This window comes from Chryseobacterium sp. JAH (genome assembly GCF_001507335.1).
Classification (GTDB): domain Bacteria; phylum Bacteroidota; class Bacteroidia; order Flavobacteriales; family Weeksellaceae; genus Chryseobacterium.
On record NZ_LMAH01000007.1, the window covers coordinates 93,903 to 110,914 of the forward strand.

Genomic DNA, 17,012 nt, shown 5'->3' on the forward strand with positions numbered 1-17,012 from the left:
CTATCCTTTAAAAACATGAAATTCTTTAGTGAATTCAAGATATTGGTCCGAGTATTTTCTCGGACTTTTTTCTATAACAAAATCACACTCTTCCAGAACATTCTGTTGTAAAGAAAATTCCAAAACCAATCTTTTTATTTTCGAATTTTGAATTCCGTAAATATTGATTTTCCGATTAAGAAACAATTGATTTTGTTGCGCAATTCCAATAAAAACACTTTCCACATCATAAGGTATAATCACGGAGAAAATACCATTTTCTGAAAGTAATTTAGCTGATTTTGAAATCAGCTCCCCAAAATTCAACTCAATAGTTTGCCTTGCGATTATATCTTTAGAAGACGGATTTTCCTCAAAATAAGGAGGATTTGACACAATTAAATCAAATTTTTCAGCAGTTTCAAAAGCTTTAAAATCCTGAAGAATATTTTTTAATCTTACATTGAATGGAGAATTTTCAAAATTCAGCCTAGTAAGATGTACAGCTTCTTCATTGATTTCCACGCCTAAAAAATAAGCTCCAGAATTCCTCTGAGCAAGCATCAACGAAATCAAGCCAGTTCCCGTTCCTACTTCTAAAACATTATTTGCTTGACTAACGTTTGCCAAAACACCCAATAGAACGCCATCAGTTCCCACACGGAAAACAGCGCTGGATTGATGAATTTCAAACTGTTTAAACTTAAAAGGTTTCACTAAAGATTCGTAGGTAATGTTATGATAAATGTAGAGCCTTTCCCTAATTCAGATTTTACGGTAATCTGACCTTTGTAGTCTTCAACCATCTTTCTGACCATTGATAAACCTAAGCCCATACCACTGTTTTTAGAGGTGAAATTAGGTTCAAAAATTCTTTCAAACATATTTTCGGCAATCCCTACCCCATTATCCTGAACTGAAATAATCACTTTTCTTTGGTGTTGCTCAAGATCGACATTCACCAAAAGATTTCTCTCGTCACTTTGCGCCTGCTGTGCATTCGTTACAAGATTGGTAATGATTCTGGAAAGATAAATCCTATCCATATTAATCATAATATTACTCTTATTAGAATGTACAAAAATCAGATCATCGTTGAAAACTCTTAGAATATCTTCAATTTCAGTATTCAGATTGATGATTTCATTATTTTTTTCGGGTAGTTTTGCAAACTCAGAGAAGGCTGAGGCCACGGTTGCAATCAAATCGATCTGATCAACCATTGTTTTACTCAATTGCTTTACTTTTTCGTTAACGTTAGGATCCTGCGGGTCAAATTTTCTTTCAAAATTCTGAATAGTTAGCTTCATCGGTGTAAGAGGGTTTTTCACCTCATGAGCAACCTGCTTTGCCATTTCGCGCCATGCTTCTTCAGACGCTTTAAAACGAAGCCTTTCTTTTTGATCCTGTATTTGAAGAATCATCCTGTTATAGGCTCTTGCCAAAGCATTCAGTTCATCATTTTTATAATATTTTATAGGCCGCATATCATTTTCAAAAAGCGTAATCCTGGTTATCATATCAGAAAATTTGGTGATATTTTTAGCAAGATTATTTGAAGTCACCCAACTCAACCAAATACTGAAAACAATCAGTAAAATATCGACAATCAAAATGTACAATACATACTTATGAAGCACATCAAGATAAGCTGACTCATCGTGATATAAAGGAATATAAATAATCCCAACCGGTTCCAACATATTGTTTTTTAACAACAAATAAGAAGAGGTAAAGACCGAATCTTTCGACTCATCAACTTCCCGAAAATCATATCTTGCTTCTGTAGAAAGTAATTTATTGACAATTTTTATGGGAATCTTTTTCTTATCAACCAATTTCCCATCTCTGTTGGATAGCAGATAATTTCCTTTAAGATCGTAAATAATTATATCATGTTGATTGACATCGGCAATTTCGAAAATCTTATTTTTTAAAACAACAGGAAGATCTTCTGTATGCACTGTCGATTGGCTGACTGCATAATCTAAAAACCTCATTACTGCGTTGGTTTTCTCCTGCATATCAATCCTACTCTGCTGCAGAGAATTGTTTCTCAAAACAAAGTAAGGGACTAATGACGAAGCGGCAATACTCAAAAGACATACGAGTAGGAAACCAAAAAAAACCCGGTTTCTTAAACTATATCCTTTATATTTATTAAACGACATTCTGATTGTTAATTAATTTAGCAATGTATTTACCAACAATATCAAATTCAAGGTTAACTTTATCCCCGTTTTTAACATTTTTCATATTGGTAAATTCCCACGTGTATGGGATGATAGCAACAGAAAATTGAAAATCACCACTTTTGGCAACGGTAAGACTTATTCCATTTACAGTGATTGAACCTTGCGGAACTGTTACAAAACCTCCTTCTGAACTATACTGTACAGTAACAAAATAGCTGCCATCTTTGTTCTCGATGCCAATTATTTCACCGGTCTGGTCTACATGCCCCTGAACAATGTGTCCGTCTAGCCTTCCATTCATCATCATGCAACGCTCAAGATTCACCACACTTCCTACTTCCCACTTTCCTAAATTGGTTTTTTCTAAAGTTTCATTGATCGCAGTAACAACGTATTGACTCTCGGTAATTTCAACCACCGTAAGGCAACAGCCATTATGAGCAAGACTCTGATCTATCTTTAATTCATGAGTAAACGGGCAACTTAAAGTAAAATTAATGTTGCTGCCGATTTCTTCAATTTTTTCAATAACTCCTACTGCTTCAATAATTCCTGTGAACATATTATTTTTTGCTAAATTTGTAAAATTATAATCTTCAAAGATAATCAAAATGAGCCCAAAAAACCATAAAGTACGAGTAGGAATTTCAATTGGTGACTTCAACGGCATCGGCCCTGAAATCATCATGAAATCTCTGAAAGACAAAACCATCACAGACTTTTTCACCCCAATTATTTTCGGCTCGGGAAAATTATTCACTTACCAGAAGAATATTTTTAAGCTCAATTTAAATTTCAATTATATCACAGAAACTTCACAGGCTCAAAACGGAAAGCTGAATATGCTTAATTTGGTGAAAGATAATTCTAATGTAGAATTGGGCAAACCATCAGAAGAATCTACCAAAATGGCAATCGACTCTCTGGAAGCGGCAACCGAAGCTTTAATGAAAGGAGAAATTGATGTTTTGGTTACCGCGCCAATCAATAAGGATGAAATGATGAAGATGGGGTTTAAACATGCTGGGCACACAGGTTACTTTGAAGAAAAATTCAACAAAAAAGGATTGATGTTTTTGGTAACAGACGGTTTAAAAGTGGCCGTTTCTACGCATCACATTCCAATTTCTCAGGTTGCAGAAAACATTTCAAAAGAAAAAATCAAGAAACAGATCAAGGCTTTAAACCAAACTCTGATTGAAGATTTTTCTATATCTAAACCGAAAATTGCGGTTTTAGGTTTAAATCCACACTCCGGAGATGGCGGAGTTATCGGAAATGAAGAGATTGAAATCATCTCACCCGCTATTAAAGAACTTTCAGATCAGGGAATTTTAGCTTTTGGTCCTTTCCCGGCTGACAGTTTCTTCCAGCCAAGCAAATACCAAAGTTTCGATGCCGTTTTAGCGATGTACCACGATCAAGGATTAGCTCCGTTCAAAACTTTAGCTTACGAGGAAGGTGTCAATTATACTGCAGGACTTCCATTTATCAGAACTTCACCGGATCATGGCGTTGCTTATGATATTGCAGGGAAAAACATTGCTGATGAACAGAGCTTTATGGAAGCAATTTTTATGGCGATTAAGATTTTTAAAAACAGAAGTGATTATAAAGAAATGATGGCCAATAGACTTCAACCAAGAAGAATGCCTTCAGACAATGGAATAGACGAAGATCTTCCTGTAGAAAGTGAAATGTAAAACGCTGATTCAATTAAAATTAATTTTGTTACATATTTTATTTGTAATATTAAAATAAATGCATATTTTTGCACACTCATTTTATGGACAAGTTAAGAAACTACGATATAAGCTTTTCCGGACTGAAAATCGGTAAGCACGAGTTCAGGTTTGAGATAGATAAAGAGTTCTTTCAATTATTCGACACTGAACAGGAATTTACAAATCCTAAAATTGCAGTAGAAGTATTTTTAAATAAACACACTACATTTTTAGAATTTGAAGTAAAAGTAGATGGCACAGTAGAGTTGGTTTGTGATATCACAAACGAAGATTTTGACCACGCTATTGAAAACCAAATCGATATTTTAGTAAAATTCGGAGAAGAATATGATGATAGTGAGGAAGATGTGATTACAATTCCGACAAGCGATCATGCCTTCAATGTAGCGCATTTAATTTATGAAAATGTGGCGCTATCAATACCTATGAAGAAAATATCACCGAATATCAGTGATGAAGATTTGGCAATTCTTGAAAAATTCAGTCCGAAAGAAATTGAGGAGAAAGAAGAAGAAGTTGACCCGAGATGGGAAGCTTTGAAGAAATTAAAAGATAAAAATTAAAAATAATAATAATATGATGAGATGATGAAAGATCTCATCGCTCATCAAATTAAAAAAGTTATTACAAAATGGCACATCCAAAGAGAAGACAGTCGTCTACAAGAAGAGATAAGAGAAGAACTCATTACAAAGCAGTAGTTCCTCAATTGGCAAAAGATGCAACTACAGGAGAAATGCATTTATACCACAGAGCACACTGGCATGAAGGGAAATTATACTACAGAGGAAAGGTAGTATTGGAAAAAACAGTAGAAACTACTACAGAAGAAAACTAAGAGCTTTTTACCTTAAAAACCTCTATTTAATACAAAAACCACTCAATTTTAATAAAAATGAGTGGTTTTTTGTTGATTTTTGTCTTTTTTTGGTATCTTTGATGACAAATCAAATATCAATTTTATGGACATTAAAGACATACAAAATCTTATCAAGTTTGTATCTAAAGCTGAGGTTTCAGAAGTAAAATACAAGACTAAAGATTTCGAAATTACTATTAAAACACCACTTGGCGGGAATGAAGTAAGCTATGTTGCTCAGCCAGCAATGTATCAGCAGGCTCCTCAGCAAGCAGCTCCAGGTCATGCTTCTGCTGCTGTTTCTGCATCTCCAGAAAAAACTGAAGCGGCGTCTGACGATAGTAAATATGTAACGATTAAATCTCCAATGATCGGAACTTTCTATAGAAAACCTTCTCCTGATAAAGATGTTTTCATCAACGTAGGTGATGAAGTATCAAACGGAAAAGTAGTTTGTGTAATCGAAGCAATGAAGTTATTCAACCAGATCGAATCTGAAGTAAGCGGTAAAATCGTTAAAATTTTAGTGGACGATGCTACTCCAGTAGAATACGATCAGCCATTATTCTTAGTAGATCCATCTTAAGGAATTTTATATTAAAGATTATAAATTTTAGATGAAAACTTTTCATTTAAAATAATTTAAAATTCAAAATTTATAATTTAAAATTTCGGAAAGATGTTCAAAAAAATATTAATTGCCAATCGTGGCGAAATTGCAATGCGTATTCTACGTACTTGTAAAGAAATGGGAATCAAAACTGTTGCGGTATACTCTACGGCAGACAAAGACAGTCTTCACGTAAGATTTGCTGACGAAGCCGTATGTATCGGCCCGCCAATGAGCAAAGATTCTTATCTGAGAATCCCAAATATTATTGCGGCAGCAGAAATCACCAATGCAGACGCAATTCACCCTGGGTATGGTTTCTTATCTGAAAACGCAAACTTCTCAAGAATCTGCCAGAAAAACGGTATCAAATTTATTGGCGCCAGCCCTGAGCAAATCGAGAGAATGGGAGATAAAGCGAATGCGAAAGCTACCATGAAAGCGGCTAACGTACCTTGTGTACCTGGTTCTGACGGCTTGATTGAATCTTACGAGCATGCTGTAAAAACAGCTGAAGAAACTGGTTATCCTGTTATGATCAAAGCTACTGCCGGAGGTGGTGGTAAAGGAATGAGAGCAGTTTGGAAAGCTGAAGACCTTAAAGAACATTGGGAATCTGCTATTCAGGAAGCTGTTGCAGCCTTCGGAAACGGAGGTATGTACATGGAAAAACTGATTGAAGAGCCAAGACATATCGAGATTCAGGTTGCAGGTGACCAATTTGGTAAAGCTTGTCACCTTTCTGAAAGAGACTGTTCTGTACAAAGAAGAAACCAAAAACTAACTGAAGAAACGCCTTCTCCATTCATGACTGACGAACTTCGTGAGAAAATGGGTGAAGCTGCTGTAAAAGCAGCAGAATTCATAGGTTATGAAGGTGTAGGAACGATTGAATTCCTTGTGGATAAGCATAGAAATTTCTACTTCATGGAAATGAATACGAGAATTCAGGTGGAGCACCCAATTACAGAGCAGGTAATTGATTATGACTTAATCAGAGAGCAGATTCTTTTGGCAGCGGGAACTCCTATTTCAGGAATCAACCACTATCCGAAATTGCATTCAATCGAATGCAGAATCAATGCTGAGGATCCTTATGCTGATTTCAGACCTTCACCAGGGAAAATCACAGGATTAAACATTCCTGGCGGGCACGGAATCAGAGTTGATACTCACGTTTATTCTGGATATACAATCCCTTCTAACTACGATTCAATGATTGCAAAACTGATCACGACGGCACAAACCCGTGAGGAAGCAATTGCAAAAATGAAACGTGCATTAGAGGAATTCTACGTTGAAGGTGTGAAAACGACCATTCCTTTCCACAGACAGTTGATGGAAGATGAAGCTTATCTTTCTGGAAACTACACGACAAAATTCATGGAGAGTTTTGTAATGGATAAAAAATATGATAATCACTAAGATTATTTTAAAATAGATTTGTAAGCCGTTTCATGTTTGAGACGGCTTTTTTATTTGATATGAAAAAATATTTTTCTTGGCTGAATCAGTCACCTAAAATAACCCTTTTGGGGTATTGTAGATTTTTCACCGCATTAATACCTTTGATAAAACTAACAATAGAAAACATGAAAAATTTAATTACACTATGCTTTTTATTATTTGCCTTTATCACTGCAAACGCACAAAAAAACACCCAAGAGCAAGCAACCAAAAGTATTATGAGAAATCTTACCGGGCAAGAATATTACTATCCTGTGGTAGGTGAAATGGGATATCAAAAAATTGATTCTGCAGCGCTCGATGACACCGAATTGTTTGTTTTTAAAAACAAAAGCGGCAAGGAATTATTTTGGTTTAGGATTAAAGATTCAACGATTGACTATGATGATGGAATTTTAACGATCTGGCATGGATACTATATGCATAAGTTGAAAATGAGCAAAAACAAAGCTCAAAAAGTAATCGAAGCATTTAATTCCATCAAGGGATAAGTGATGCTTGTTAAAAACAACTATTAATTCAAACTGTTCCTTTCTAATAAATCTCGATAAGAGTTTCGTATTATTAATATTAAAAAAACTAACCTATGAAAAATTTCCAATTACTATTGTTCTGTCTCTTTGCCAATTTCCTCTTTGGCCAGACAAAATTCGAACGTGATAAACTGATGCTTGTTCAGGATGTCTACTACAATTCTACAAAAAAGAATCTATCCTCATTTATGGAACAGAAAGGCTATAAAGCCGGTGAGATAGAAAAGGCCGAAGGTTCGTATGGTGATGCTTACAGCTTCACTTCACAATTTAACATGGTTCATGTAGAATACACACCAAAAGGTGCGATGTTTGGCGTCACCATGCTTTATGCAGGAGCAATGAATAATGTATTTATTGAAATGGATCTAAAAGATGCCGGCTTTACATCTAAAGAGCATGAGATGGAGATTGAAGGAAAAAAATTCACAAAAAAACAATGGTCAAAGAGCGGACAAAAACTTTCCTTTGTAACTTACGCCGATGAGGAAGATAAAATTGGCTTCCTTGGCTATGGCGAATTTCAAGATTAAAAAAATGAAAATAATATTATTTGTAATTCTACTCTTCGGTTTGCCGGGAGTAGTTTTTTCGCAAAACAAGATGCAAACGCAAACAGTAAAGTCCAAATCTAAGAAAGAAATCGTTAAGATTCTTAATAGATTTTTGACTGATCAATGCAAAAAAGGAACTGAAAATACGTCTGGAGAAATAGTGACGATAGAAAAACCCTACACTATTACTGAAAAGAATATTTTAGACGTTGCAATAAAAACAATTCATCCAGGTGAAAAAAGCTACACGATTGTAAGTAAAAAGGTGAATCTGAGTGATATTATCAATATTGTAAAAGATGTGAATGTGCTATTTATTACACGCGAAAATACTGTAGAATATAATGCTGTAGAATATAATGAAGACGGAAAAAAAATAAAGGAAGAAACATCTATAGATACAAATTTTTTCACAGACATTCATACAGCGGGAAATCTCGGTTTTCGAAGATCTATTTTAGCAGCTTTTAAAAACGCTGGATTTCCAATTGTTTCCGAATATTGGTATGACTGATTTTTTGAAATTGATAAAAATAGAACTTGAATATCAGTCATCAATTATAATGCTTATAGTAACTCAAAGTGAACAAAGATTTTTTAACTACCAACTGTTTTAAATTAAATCCGTTCCCCTTATAAAAGCTTACAAAGTTTTTAAGAATTAATAGAAATGAAAAGATTTAACCGTAGCCAATTGACTGCTCTATAATCCAGAAACCAAATGAGACTCTCTAAAGAAGAAAAAAAATTCTGGCAAAGAAATTATCGGATTGAAAAGGTTAACGAAATTCCTCTGCATTGGGGAATTTTAAAATCCGCCGATTCAGATTATGATGATGATTTTTTTTATTACTTGAGTTTGAGGGTTGAAAGTATCAATGAAATTTACCTTAAAGATTCCCTGATAACCGACAAAGCTGTACAGTACATGGCCGGTTTTAAAGAACTGAAAAATCTATTGCTAAGAAAAAACCGCTACCTCACAAAATCCTGCATTCTATATTTCAATCAAATGCAAGATTTAGAAAAATTAAATCTCACCAATACAGCAATCACTCTGACAGATTTATACGAAAGTCTAAACAATAAAAATCTCAAAGAAGTTTTTGTTTCGTCAGAAGAAACAGAAGACAATCTGGAGGAGAAAGCTTTTATTTTAAAAGAAAAAATGCCCAATTGCAACATTTATTTAGACTGTTCTCATTCTACCGATGTGTTTGGAAATTTAGAAAAACCAATTTTTTAATTGACGTGAAAAAGTTTTTGATGCAAGTGATGATCATCTGATTCAATTTATCTGCTTAGAAATAAATCCTTAAATTTGTAAAAAAGCAAAAAGAATATGTCAACAGCAGAACAAACTAAAAATTCACAATATTTTATCGAACTTGAAGAAAAACATGGCGCGCACAATTATCATCCACTTCCTGTGGTGTTAGACAAAGGTGAAGGCGTGTTTGTGTGGGATGTTGAAGGTAAAAAATACTATGATTTCCTTTCAGCTTACTCAGCTGTAAATCAAGGACATTCGCACCCTAAAATTGTAGAAGCTTTGGTTAATCAGGCTAAAAAATTGGCTTTAACTTCAAGAGCATTTTACAACTCAGGTTTGGGAGAATACGAGAAAAAAATCACTACTCTTTTTGGTTTTGATAAAGTTTTACCGATGAATTCGGGCGCTGAAGCCGTGGAAACTGCAGTGAAATTAGCTAGAAAATGGAGTTATGAAGTTAAAGGGATTTCAGAAAACGCAGCAAAAATTGTTGTTTGTGAAAATAACTTCCACGGTAGAACGACAACCATTGTATCTTTCTCAAACGATCCTGATGCTAATAAAAATTACGGTCCATTTACACCGGGATTTGTAAAAATTCCATACAATGACCTTGCAGCTTTAGAAGAAGTTTTAAAAAATGATGCCCAAAATATTGCAGCATTCTTAGTTGAGCCTATTCAGGGAGAAGCTGGAGTTTATGTTCCGGATGATAACTTCCTTAAAAATGCTTCAGAACTTTGTAAAAAACACAATGTTTTGTTTATTGCAGATGAAGTTCAGACCGGCATTGCAAGAACAGGAAAATTAATTGCATGTCATCACGAGAACGTACAGCCTGATATTTTAATTTTAGGAAAAGCCCTTTCTGGAGGAATGTATCCTGTTTCTGCAGTCTTGGCGAATGATGAAATAATGAATGTGATTAAACCTGGACAGCACGGTTCTACTTTTGGAGGAAACCCTATCGCCTGTGCAGTTGCGATTGCTGCTTTAGACGTTGTTGCTGATGAAAATTTATCAGAAAGAGCTGAAGAATTAGGTCAATTATTCAGAGCTGAAATTGAAAAAGTAATCGAAAAATCTGAGCTCATTACGAAAGTGAGAGGAAAAGGATTATTAAACGCTATTTTAATCAACGACACTCCCGAAAGTTCAACAGCATGGAATCTTTGTTTACAGTTAAAAGAAAACGGTCTTCTAGCAAAACCAACTCACGGAAATATCATCAGATTGGCACCTCCATTGGTAATTACGGAAGAACAATTGTTGGATTGTGTGAAGATTATTGAGAAAACAGTTTTGGAATACAAGAAATAATACAGATAAAATAAAAAATTAATAACACTCTAAATCAGGGTGTTATTTTTTCACCCACAAAATCCAACAAACGACTGTTTAACTTTTAGCTCGGGCATTTATCTAACTACCTTAACAATGAAGGAAGTTATGAAGGAACCGACGATAAGCGCACTGCTGATAGTATTTAATGAGGAAAAAAACATTGAAGACGCTCTACAATCAGTTGAATTTGCTGATGAAATTATTGTGTTAGATTCTTTTAGCACAGACAAAACTCTTGAAATTATTAAAACCAAATTTCCGGCAGTAAAAATTTATCAAAACAAATTTGAGGATTTTACCCAACAGAGAAACAAATGCATCTCGTATGCGAAAAATGAATGGATTTTATTTTTAGATGCAGATGAAAGAGTAACCCCCGAACTGAAAGCTGAAATTCTAAGCGAAATCAAAAAACCAGTCACAAGAAAGGCTTATTTTTTCAAAAGAAAATTCTTTTTTATGGGGCAGCAGGTCAATTTTTCCGGAACTCAGAATGACAAAAACATTCGGCTTTTTAAAAGAGAAGTAGCGCATTATGACGAGAGCAAACGTGTGCATGAAGGCTTAAGCAATGTAGGAAACCCCGGAACACTTCAAAATTACCTTCTACATTTTTCATTTGATTCTTATGATGCATATTACAAAAAAGTGATTCATTATTCAAAGCTGAAAGCCCGCGACCTTTATGAGAGACAGATTCCTTATCAGCTTTTCAAGCAACTGTCAAAGTGCTGCTTTAATTTCTTTAAAATGTACTTTCTTAAACTAGGAATTCTAGATGGGAGAAAAGGTTTCACGCTATCCTATTTAAGCGCTTTAAGCTCATTTAAAACCTATGAGTTTTTGAAGGAAGAATATGCATAGCGATTATTTTTCAAGACCCCTCCATTTCTAAAAATAAACTGTATTTTTGCAGCAGTAAGTCATAATTTATGAAGCTTTCTGTAGCAATTATCACCTTTAATGAGGACAGAATTATCGGAAAAACGTTGAATGCCATTCACGATTTAGCCGATGAAATTATCATTGTCGACAGTTTTTCTAAAGACTGTACCGAAGAGATATGCGCTCAATTTCCTAATGTAAAATTTATTACGCAAAGATTTTTAGGTTTTGGAAAACAGAAAAATTTTGCCATCGAACAATGCCAGTCTGAATGGATTTTATTTCTTGATTCTGATGAAGTTTTAGATGATGAAGCTAAAAAATCGATCAGAAAAATAATCTCTGAAGATCAGCCTGAGTTTAATGTGTACGACATCGAATTTAACAATATATTTCTGGGGGAAACCCTGAAGTATGGTGGTTGGGGAAATATCAAACGAGAGAGACTTTTCAGAAAAGGTTTTGGGAAATATTCTGAAGATATTGTGCACGAAGAATTTATAAGCTCAGAAAAAAAAGGTAAACTAGCCGGGAAAATTAACCACTATACTTACAAAGACATTTATCACCACATCGAAAAATCTAACAAATACACTTCTATGATGGCTGAGAAAATGTACAAAAACGGGAAAAAATCAAGCGTTTTGAAAATTATATTCAAACCTTTGTATCAGTTTATTAAATCTTATTTTTTGAGATTGGGTTTTCTGGATGGTCTCGTAGGATATTATGCGGCGACAACAGCAGCATTTTATACCTTTTTAAAATATAAGAAACTTCACGAAATTCATAAATTCGGTCATAAAGAATGCTAAGCTTTATCAAAAGAATTCTCGGTTTTTCTAACAAAGGCAGGGTCAGAATTCTGATGTACCATCAGGTGTTACCCGAAAAAATCAGTTTTAAAAATGATTTAGTTGTCACTTCTGAAAATTTAGATGAGCAACTTAAGTACATCAAGAATAATTTTCAGACAGTTTTCTTTAAAGATTTAGAAGCCAGCAAATTTTTGGACAATAAAATTATTCTGACCTTCGACGATGGCTATCACAATAACTTCGAATATCTGATGCCGTTGCTTGAAAAACATCAATTAAAAGCGACCATTTTTATTCCTACAGAATTTATTCAGAATCTTACAGATGGAGAAAGTAGAGTTTATATGAATTTTGACGAGATTAAAAGTCTGAATTCTGATTTAGTAGAAATCGCCTTGCACAGTCACTCCCACCGTAACTTTTCTGAGTTATCTCTTAAAGAAGCCGAAGAAGATCTGTTGAAAAACATCCAGATTTTAGAGCAAAACCAAATCAGATTTACAAAAGTGCTTGCCTATCCTTACGGGAAATTTCCAAAAGAAAAACACAAGAAAAAGGAATTTTTCCTGATGCTAGAAAGAATTGGAATTACCTCTGCCATGAGAATTGGAAATAAAATCAATCCTTATCCTTTTAAAAACAAATTTGAAGTCAGCCGGATTGACATCAAATATGGTGACACTTTGAAGGCTTTCAAATGGAAGCTGATCTTTGGTAAAACGAAACTTTAAACCAAAAAACGTTCATATAACTTCTCATAAGACGCAGCCATATTTTTGTAATCAAATTCTTCTGCTCGGCTTTTTAATTTTTTCGAATAATTTTCAGCATCCGAATTGAAATCTTCAATACCTTTTTCATAAACTACACTCATAGACTTCGCAGAAAAATCATCAAAATAAAAAGCCAGATCACCACCAATTTCCGGAAGGCTGGTCAGTTTACTTAAGAAAACAGGTTTCCCAAAATACATGGCCTCAACCGGTGGAATACCAAAGCCTTCTGCAAATGACGGATGACAGTAAGATTCGCAATTTTGCAATAGAAAATATTTCTCATTATTTTCAATATTCTCCAAAATATGTACACGTCTTTCTAGTCCTAAATTTTTAATTTTCGTCATAAATTTTTCTTTGTATTCTGATTTTGCCGATGACGTAATTAAAACCAGTTCGCGGTCATTTTCTGAAATTAGATCCAATAAAACCTCCTGATTCTTCTTTGGAAAAAGAACACCAATATTCAGAATAAATTTACTGTTGATAAACTCATAATTTTGTGTGGAGGTGAATTTTTTGTCTTCAGGAAAAACCAATCCATTGTAAATAACTTCAATGTTTACATCAGATTTTAAACTGAAAAGATGTCTATTCTTTAAAAAATCTCTTTTTACAAATTCTGAGATACAAACAATAGCGTCGGCGTTTCCAATGTTTTTCTGAACGAGTTTTTTACTTTTATTTATTTTACTTTCTGAACTGTTATCATGTAAAAAATTGAGATCATGCAATGTAACTACTTTTTTCTGTCTGCCTTTCGTAATATGGAAATAATCAGAAAGCTGATGCGTCACATGGATCAATGAAAAAGATGAGCTATTAACCTGTATTTTTTTCTGCCAAAATTTCCAATCAATCACTGCAAATTTTGATTTTGTAGCAGGAATATTTTTTTTCGGACCGTACAAGGTATAGTTAAAATGGCATAATTTTTCGTCTAATCCCCTAATTAGAGAGACACATACATTGGCAATCCCTGATCTGGGATATTTTAAGCGTTCTACATCGATGAGGATATTCTTTTTCATTAATCACGGGGCTTTTGCCCAAAATTAGAAATTTAAGTTTAAAATCTTTACTTTTGTTATATGAAAATTTGTTTAATCAGTTTTGATTTTTGGCATTATGATGAGCATATCGTCAGAGAACTGAAAGAAAAAGGTATAGAAGCCTACCATATCAATATTGGAGCTTTCACCCACAAAAATTTTGGAGCGAGGATTAAGAACGCGATGAGCAAAGTTTTTTTAGGGAAAAATTTAAAGCACGAAAAAAGGCAGAATTTCATCATAGAATCACTGAGAAAAATAGGAAAACAAGATCAGATTTTGGTGATTAATCCTGAGTCTATAGAAGAAATAGTACACGAAGAAATCCGAAAATCTACAGACCGGAATATCGCTTATTTATATGACAGCATGGCTAGAAACCCAGCAGAACATATCCTCCACTATTTTGACACCGTTTTCTCTTTTGATCATGAAGACGTGAAAAATTATGGTTTTGAGAAAATCACGAATTACAATTACCTGAACTATTCTCCGTCAGAAAACCAAAATCCTAATTTAGACCTCTTCTACATCACTTCTTACGATAAAAACAGATTGACAAGTCTCAGTATTTTAGTGGAACGCATTCAACTTTTAAAATTAAAATTTGAAGTCATCATCGCCGGAAAGAAAAGCTGGAAAAATCAGCTCACCCAGATTTTTGACAAAAAACACATTAATATATTTAAATTCAGAAGAAAAAACATACCTCAGCAGTCGTTACCCACATTATATAAAAACACAAAAGTGATTTTAGATTTGATGCGTGCTAATCAGACCGGACTTAGCTTCCGTATATTTGAAGCGATGGCACTTGAAAAAAAGATTATTACGGATAACCAAAACATCAGAAACTATGATTTTTTTGACCCGGAAAATATTTTGATTTTAAACAAAGATTTCAGCAATATTGAAAAATCTTTTTTTGAAAAGCCTTATAAAAAACTTTCTGAAGAGATTTATGACAAATACACTTTAGATCATTGGGTAACAACTGTTTTTAAACTGAAATAGTATGAAAATCTCTGTAGCCCTCTGCACGTATAACGGTGAAAAGTTTCTGAAACAACAGCTTGATTCAATCATTGATCAGACTGTAAATGTAGATGAAATCATTGTTTGTGATGATCGCTCTACCGATCAGACACAACGTATTTTATCAGAATATTCTGCTAAATTTCCAGATACTTTTAAAATACACATCAACGAAAAAAATTTGAGAAGTGTAAAAAACTTTGAGAAGGCAATTTCACTATGCACAGGTGAAATTATTTTTCTAAGCGATCAAGATGATGTCTGGGAGAGAAATAAGGTGGAAGTTTACATTCAACACTTTCAGAATAATGAAAAATTACAGGTGATTTGTTCAAATGGCTTTGTGATTGATGATAATCATTTAAAACTTGACCATTACACTGTTTGGGATGCTCCGCAGTTTCTAGAACAACAAAACAAAATCAATCATTTTAAAATATTTACTTTATTAGGAAATTATGCAACTGGGGCTGCAATGGCTGTTAAAAAGTCTTTTGCGCAACAAACCCTACCATTTCCGGACATCGAAAGCTTTCATCATGATGAGTGGATTGCCATTGTTGCGGCCGAAAATGATGAATTTGCTTTTATTAATGAAAAACTTTTTAGTTACCGCTACCATACAAATCAGCAAGTTGGCGGTATCTTTTTCACAAAGGATGAAGCCGGGAAACAGGAAATTATTCGCAAGTATGATTTACAGCGCCCTTTGAAAAATTTCAGAGACGTTAAAATGCGCTTTAGGTCGATAAGGGACAAGATCAATAAATTTGAAAATTACGTTCGAAACAACAGCGACAAAAATGTAGAAAGAGTTTTACAATCTGTGAGAGAAGAAAAAATAAATCTTGAAAAGAAAGTGAAATCTGAGAATATGCTGTTTTTTCTCTTTTTTAAATATCTCTACTGAATATGAAAAGAGTTCTTGTCATCATGCATAACTATGCCGAAATCCCTGATTTGATGAAAAAAAATCTGGATTATTTGGGTTATAATGATGTAAATTTCATTTTTTACTCTGAGGAAAAATTTAGATATAAAAATATCTTACAAAAATTAAATAATTTATTCAGAAAAGTATTTCTAAAAGATAAGAGATTTAAAGAAAATCTACGTATGGAATTTATTGAAAATACACTGATACAGAAAGCTCAAAATCTGTCTCAACATGACGTTATTATCGTGATGAATACAGATTTTTTTTCAGAAAATTTTCTACAAATTATAAAGACTAAAACTAAAAAACTCGTTGGAAATCATTGGGACGGTCTCAGTAGAACTCCTGAAATTTATTCTAAGATAGTCTTTTTTGATCAATTTTATGTTTTTGATAAAGAAGATGTTGATGAAGAAAAGAATATTTTTTTTCTAACCAATTTCTTTTTTGATTTCGACAAAAATGAAGTTCTCGCAGAGCTCAAAAATGACATTTATTATTTAGGAACTTATGTAAAAGAAAGGTTTTCAACTTTAAAAAAAATCGCAGAAACTTTTACGCGAAATCAGCTGACGCAGAAAATACTTTTATTTACCTGGGAGAAAAGGGCTGCCGAAGGTTCTGTAAATTTTATCAATCAGTTTGTTTCTTATGAAACCAACATAAAAAATGTAGTAGAATCTAAAGCGTTGCTGGATCTTAAACTTAGAGAACATAACGGCCTATCCTTCAGGTTTTTCGAAGCACTGAAGTACGAAAAAAAAATCATTACCGACAATTCTGATATAAAAAATTACGATTTTTATAAAAAAGAAAATATCTTTATCATCAATGAGGATCAGGATGATCAGCTTAAAAATTTCATAGAAATTCCTTATCATAAAATTGACCCTTCCATTAAAAATAAATACAGTTTTAAAACCTGGTTTGAAACTCTTATTTCTTAAAAT

20 protein-coding genes are annotated in these 17,012 nt (G+C 33.6%); 16 read left to right on the top strand and 4 right to left on the bottom strand.

Going from position 1 to position 17,012, the window contains the following annotated elements; all coding sequences use genetic code 11:
- Genes AR685_RS14410 through AR685_RS14420 form a run of 3 tightly spaced genes read right to left on the bottom strand, consistent with a single transcriptional unit; the run spans position 1 to position 2,736 of the window.
- Entirely contained in the window at positions 1–696 is a 696-nt protein-coding gene (locus AR685_RS14410) for a tRNA1(Val) (adenine(37)-N6)-methyltransferase (RefSeq protein ID WP_059124977.1), read from the bottom strand.
- Positions 696–2,150 carry a sensor histidine kinase gene (locus tag AR685_RS14415; RefSeq protein ID WP_059124978.1) on the bottom strand — a complete coding sequence of 485 codons (1,455 nt, stop codon included), beginning with the start codon at positions 2,148–2,150 and terminating at the stop codon, positions 696–698. Before AR685_RS14415 ends, AR685_RS14410 begins: the two co-directional genes overlap by 1 nt.
- Positions 2,140–2,736, bottom strand: coding sequence for a riboflavin synthase (locus AR685_RS14420; RefSeq protein ID WP_059125054.1), 597 nt, complete (start codon positions 2,734–2,736; stop codon positions 2,140–2,142). Before AR685_RS14420 ends, AR685_RS14415 begins: the two co-directional genes overlap by 11 nt.
- A 49-nt stretch (positions 2,737–2,785) precedes the next feature.
- Between AR685_RS14420 and pdxA the strand changes: the two genes are divergently transcribed.
- From pdxA to AR685_RS14485, 13 genes are all read left to right on the top strand, one after another.
- Positions 2,786–3,877: a 4-hydroxythreonine-4-phosphate dehydrogenase PdxA gene (gene pdxA / locus AR685_RS14425; RefSeq protein WP_047445085.1), complete on the top strand. Its 1,092-nt coding sequence runs from the start codon at positions 2,786–2,788 to the stop codon at positions 3,875–3,877.
- An 83-nt stretch (positions 3,878–3,960) separates the two neighbouring features.
- Complete coding sequence (locus AR685_RS14430) at positions 3,961–4,482, top strand: YceD family protein (protein ID WP_047445087.1); 522 nt, start codon at positions 3,961–3,963, stop codon at positions 4,480–4,482.
- A 68-nt stretch (positions 4,483–4,550) separates the two neighbouring features.
- Positions 4,551–4,757 carry a 50S ribosomal protein L32 gene (gene rpmF / locus AR685_RS14435; protein ID WP_047445089.1) on the top strand — a complete coding sequence of 69 codons (207 nt, stop codon included), beginning with the start codon at positions 4,551–4,553 and terminating at the stop codon, positions 4,755–4,757.
- A gap of 124 nt (positions 4,758–4,881) precedes the next feature.
- Positions 4,882–5,364 (top strand): acetyl-CoA carboxylase biotin carboxyl carrier protein, encoded by a 483-nt coding sequence (accB, locus tag AR685_RS14440; protein WP_059125055.1) that lies wholly within the window; start codon positions 4,882–4,884, stop codon positions 5,362–5,364.
- 93 nt (positions 5,365–5,457) lie between these two features.
- Positions 5,458–6,813 (top strand): acetyl-CoA carboxylase biotin carboxylase subunit, encoded by a 1,356-nt coding sequence (gene accC, locus AR685_RS14445; RefSeq protein ID WP_047445091.1) that lies wholly within the window; start codon positions 5,458–5,460, stop codon positions 6,811–6,813.
- 167 nt (positions 6,814–6,980) lie between these two features.
- Complete coding sequence (locus AR685_RS14450; protein WP_165592822.1) at positions 6,981–7,346, top strand: hypothetical protein; 366 nt, start codon at positions 6,981–6,983, stop codon at positions 7,344–7,346.
- A 95-nt stretch (positions 7,347–7,441) separates the two neighbouring features.
- Positions 7,442–7,921, top strand: coding sequence for a hypothetical protein (locus AR685_RS14455; RefSeq protein ID WP_047445096.1), 480 nt, complete (start codon positions 7,442–7,444; stop codon positions 7,919–7,921).
- 4 nt (positions 7,922–7,925) lie between these two features.
- On the top strand, positions 7,926–8,456 hold the full coding sequence (locus AR685_RS14460; RefSeq protein ID WP_131777636.1) for a hypothetical protein: 531 nt from the start codon (positions 7,926–7,928) through the stop codon (positions 8,454–8,456).
- 207 nt (positions 8,457–8,663) lie between these two features.
- A complete protein-coding gene (locus AR685_RS14465) occupies positions 8,664–9,188 on the top strand; it encodes a hypothetical protein (RefSeq protein ID WP_052187960.1) in 525 nt (174 codons plus the stop codon).
- A 96-nt stretch (positions 9,189–9,284) separates the two neighbouring features.
- Entirely contained in the window at positions 9,285–10,535 is a 1,251-nt protein-coding gene (gene rocD / locus AR685_RS14470) for an ornithine--oxo-acid transaminase (protein WP_047445100.1), read from the top strand.
- A 117-nt stretch (positions 10,536–10,652) separates the two neighbouring features.
- Positions 10,653–11,423, top strand: a complete 771-nt coding sequence (locus AR685_RS14475; protein WP_228376446.1) for a glycosyltransferase family 2 protein — start codon at positions 10,653–10,655, stop codon at positions 11,421–11,423.
- A 68-nt stretch (positions 11,424–11,491) separates the two neighbouring features.
- Positions 11,492–12,259: a glycosyltransferase family 2 protein gene (locus AR685_RS14480; RefSeq protein ID WP_047445104.1), complete on the top strand. Its 768-nt coding sequence runs from the start codon at positions 11,492–11,494 to the stop codon at positions 12,257–12,259.
- The gene (locus tag AR685_RS14485; protein WP_059124982.1) at positions 12,253–12,993 is read left to right on the top strand and encodes a polysaccharide deacetylase family protein; all 741 of its coding nucleotides are present in this window, start codon (positions 12,253–12,255) and stop codon (positions 12,991–12,993) included. The genes AR685_RS14480 and AR685_RS14485 overlap by 7 nt, the downstream gene beginning before the upstream one ends.
- Here the strand turns inward: AR685_RS14485 and AR685_RS14490 are convergent.
- A complete protein-coding gene (locus AR685_RS14490) occupies positions 12,990–14,069 on the bottom strand; it encodes a glycosyltransferase family 4 protein (protein WP_059124983.1) in 1,080 nt (359 codons plus the stop codon). The two genes, AR685_RS14485 and AR685_RS14490, sit on opposite strands and share 4 nt — an antisense overlap.
- A 60-nt stretch (positions 14,070–14,129) precedes the next feature.
- On the opposite strand from AR685_RS14490, the gene AR685_RS14495 reads away from it, so the two are divergent.
- Genes AR685_RS14495 through AR685_RS14505 form a run of 3 tightly spaced genes read left to right on the top strand, consistent with a single transcriptional unit; the run spans position 14,130 to position 17,009 of the window.
- Positions 14,130–15,104: a hypothetical protein gene (locus tag AR685_RS14495; protein WP_059124984.1), complete on the top strand. Its 975-nt coding sequence runs from the start codon at positions 14,130–14,132 to the stop codon at positions 15,102–15,104.
- A gap of 1 nt (position 15,105) precedes the next feature.
- The gene (locus tag AR685_RS14500; protein ID WP_059124985.1) at positions 15,106–16,035 is read left to right on the top strand and encodes a glycosyltransferase family 2 protein; all 930 of its coding nucleotides are present in this window, start codon (positions 15,106–15,108) and stop codon (positions 16,033–16,035) included.
- A gap of 2 nt (positions 16,036–16,037) precedes the next feature.
- A complete protein-coding gene (locus AR685_RS14505; RefSeq protein ID WP_047445110.1) occupies positions 16,038–17,009 on the top strand; it encodes a hypothetical protein in 972 nt (323 codons plus the stop codon).
- Positions 17,010–17,012: the final 3 nt, after the last annotated feature.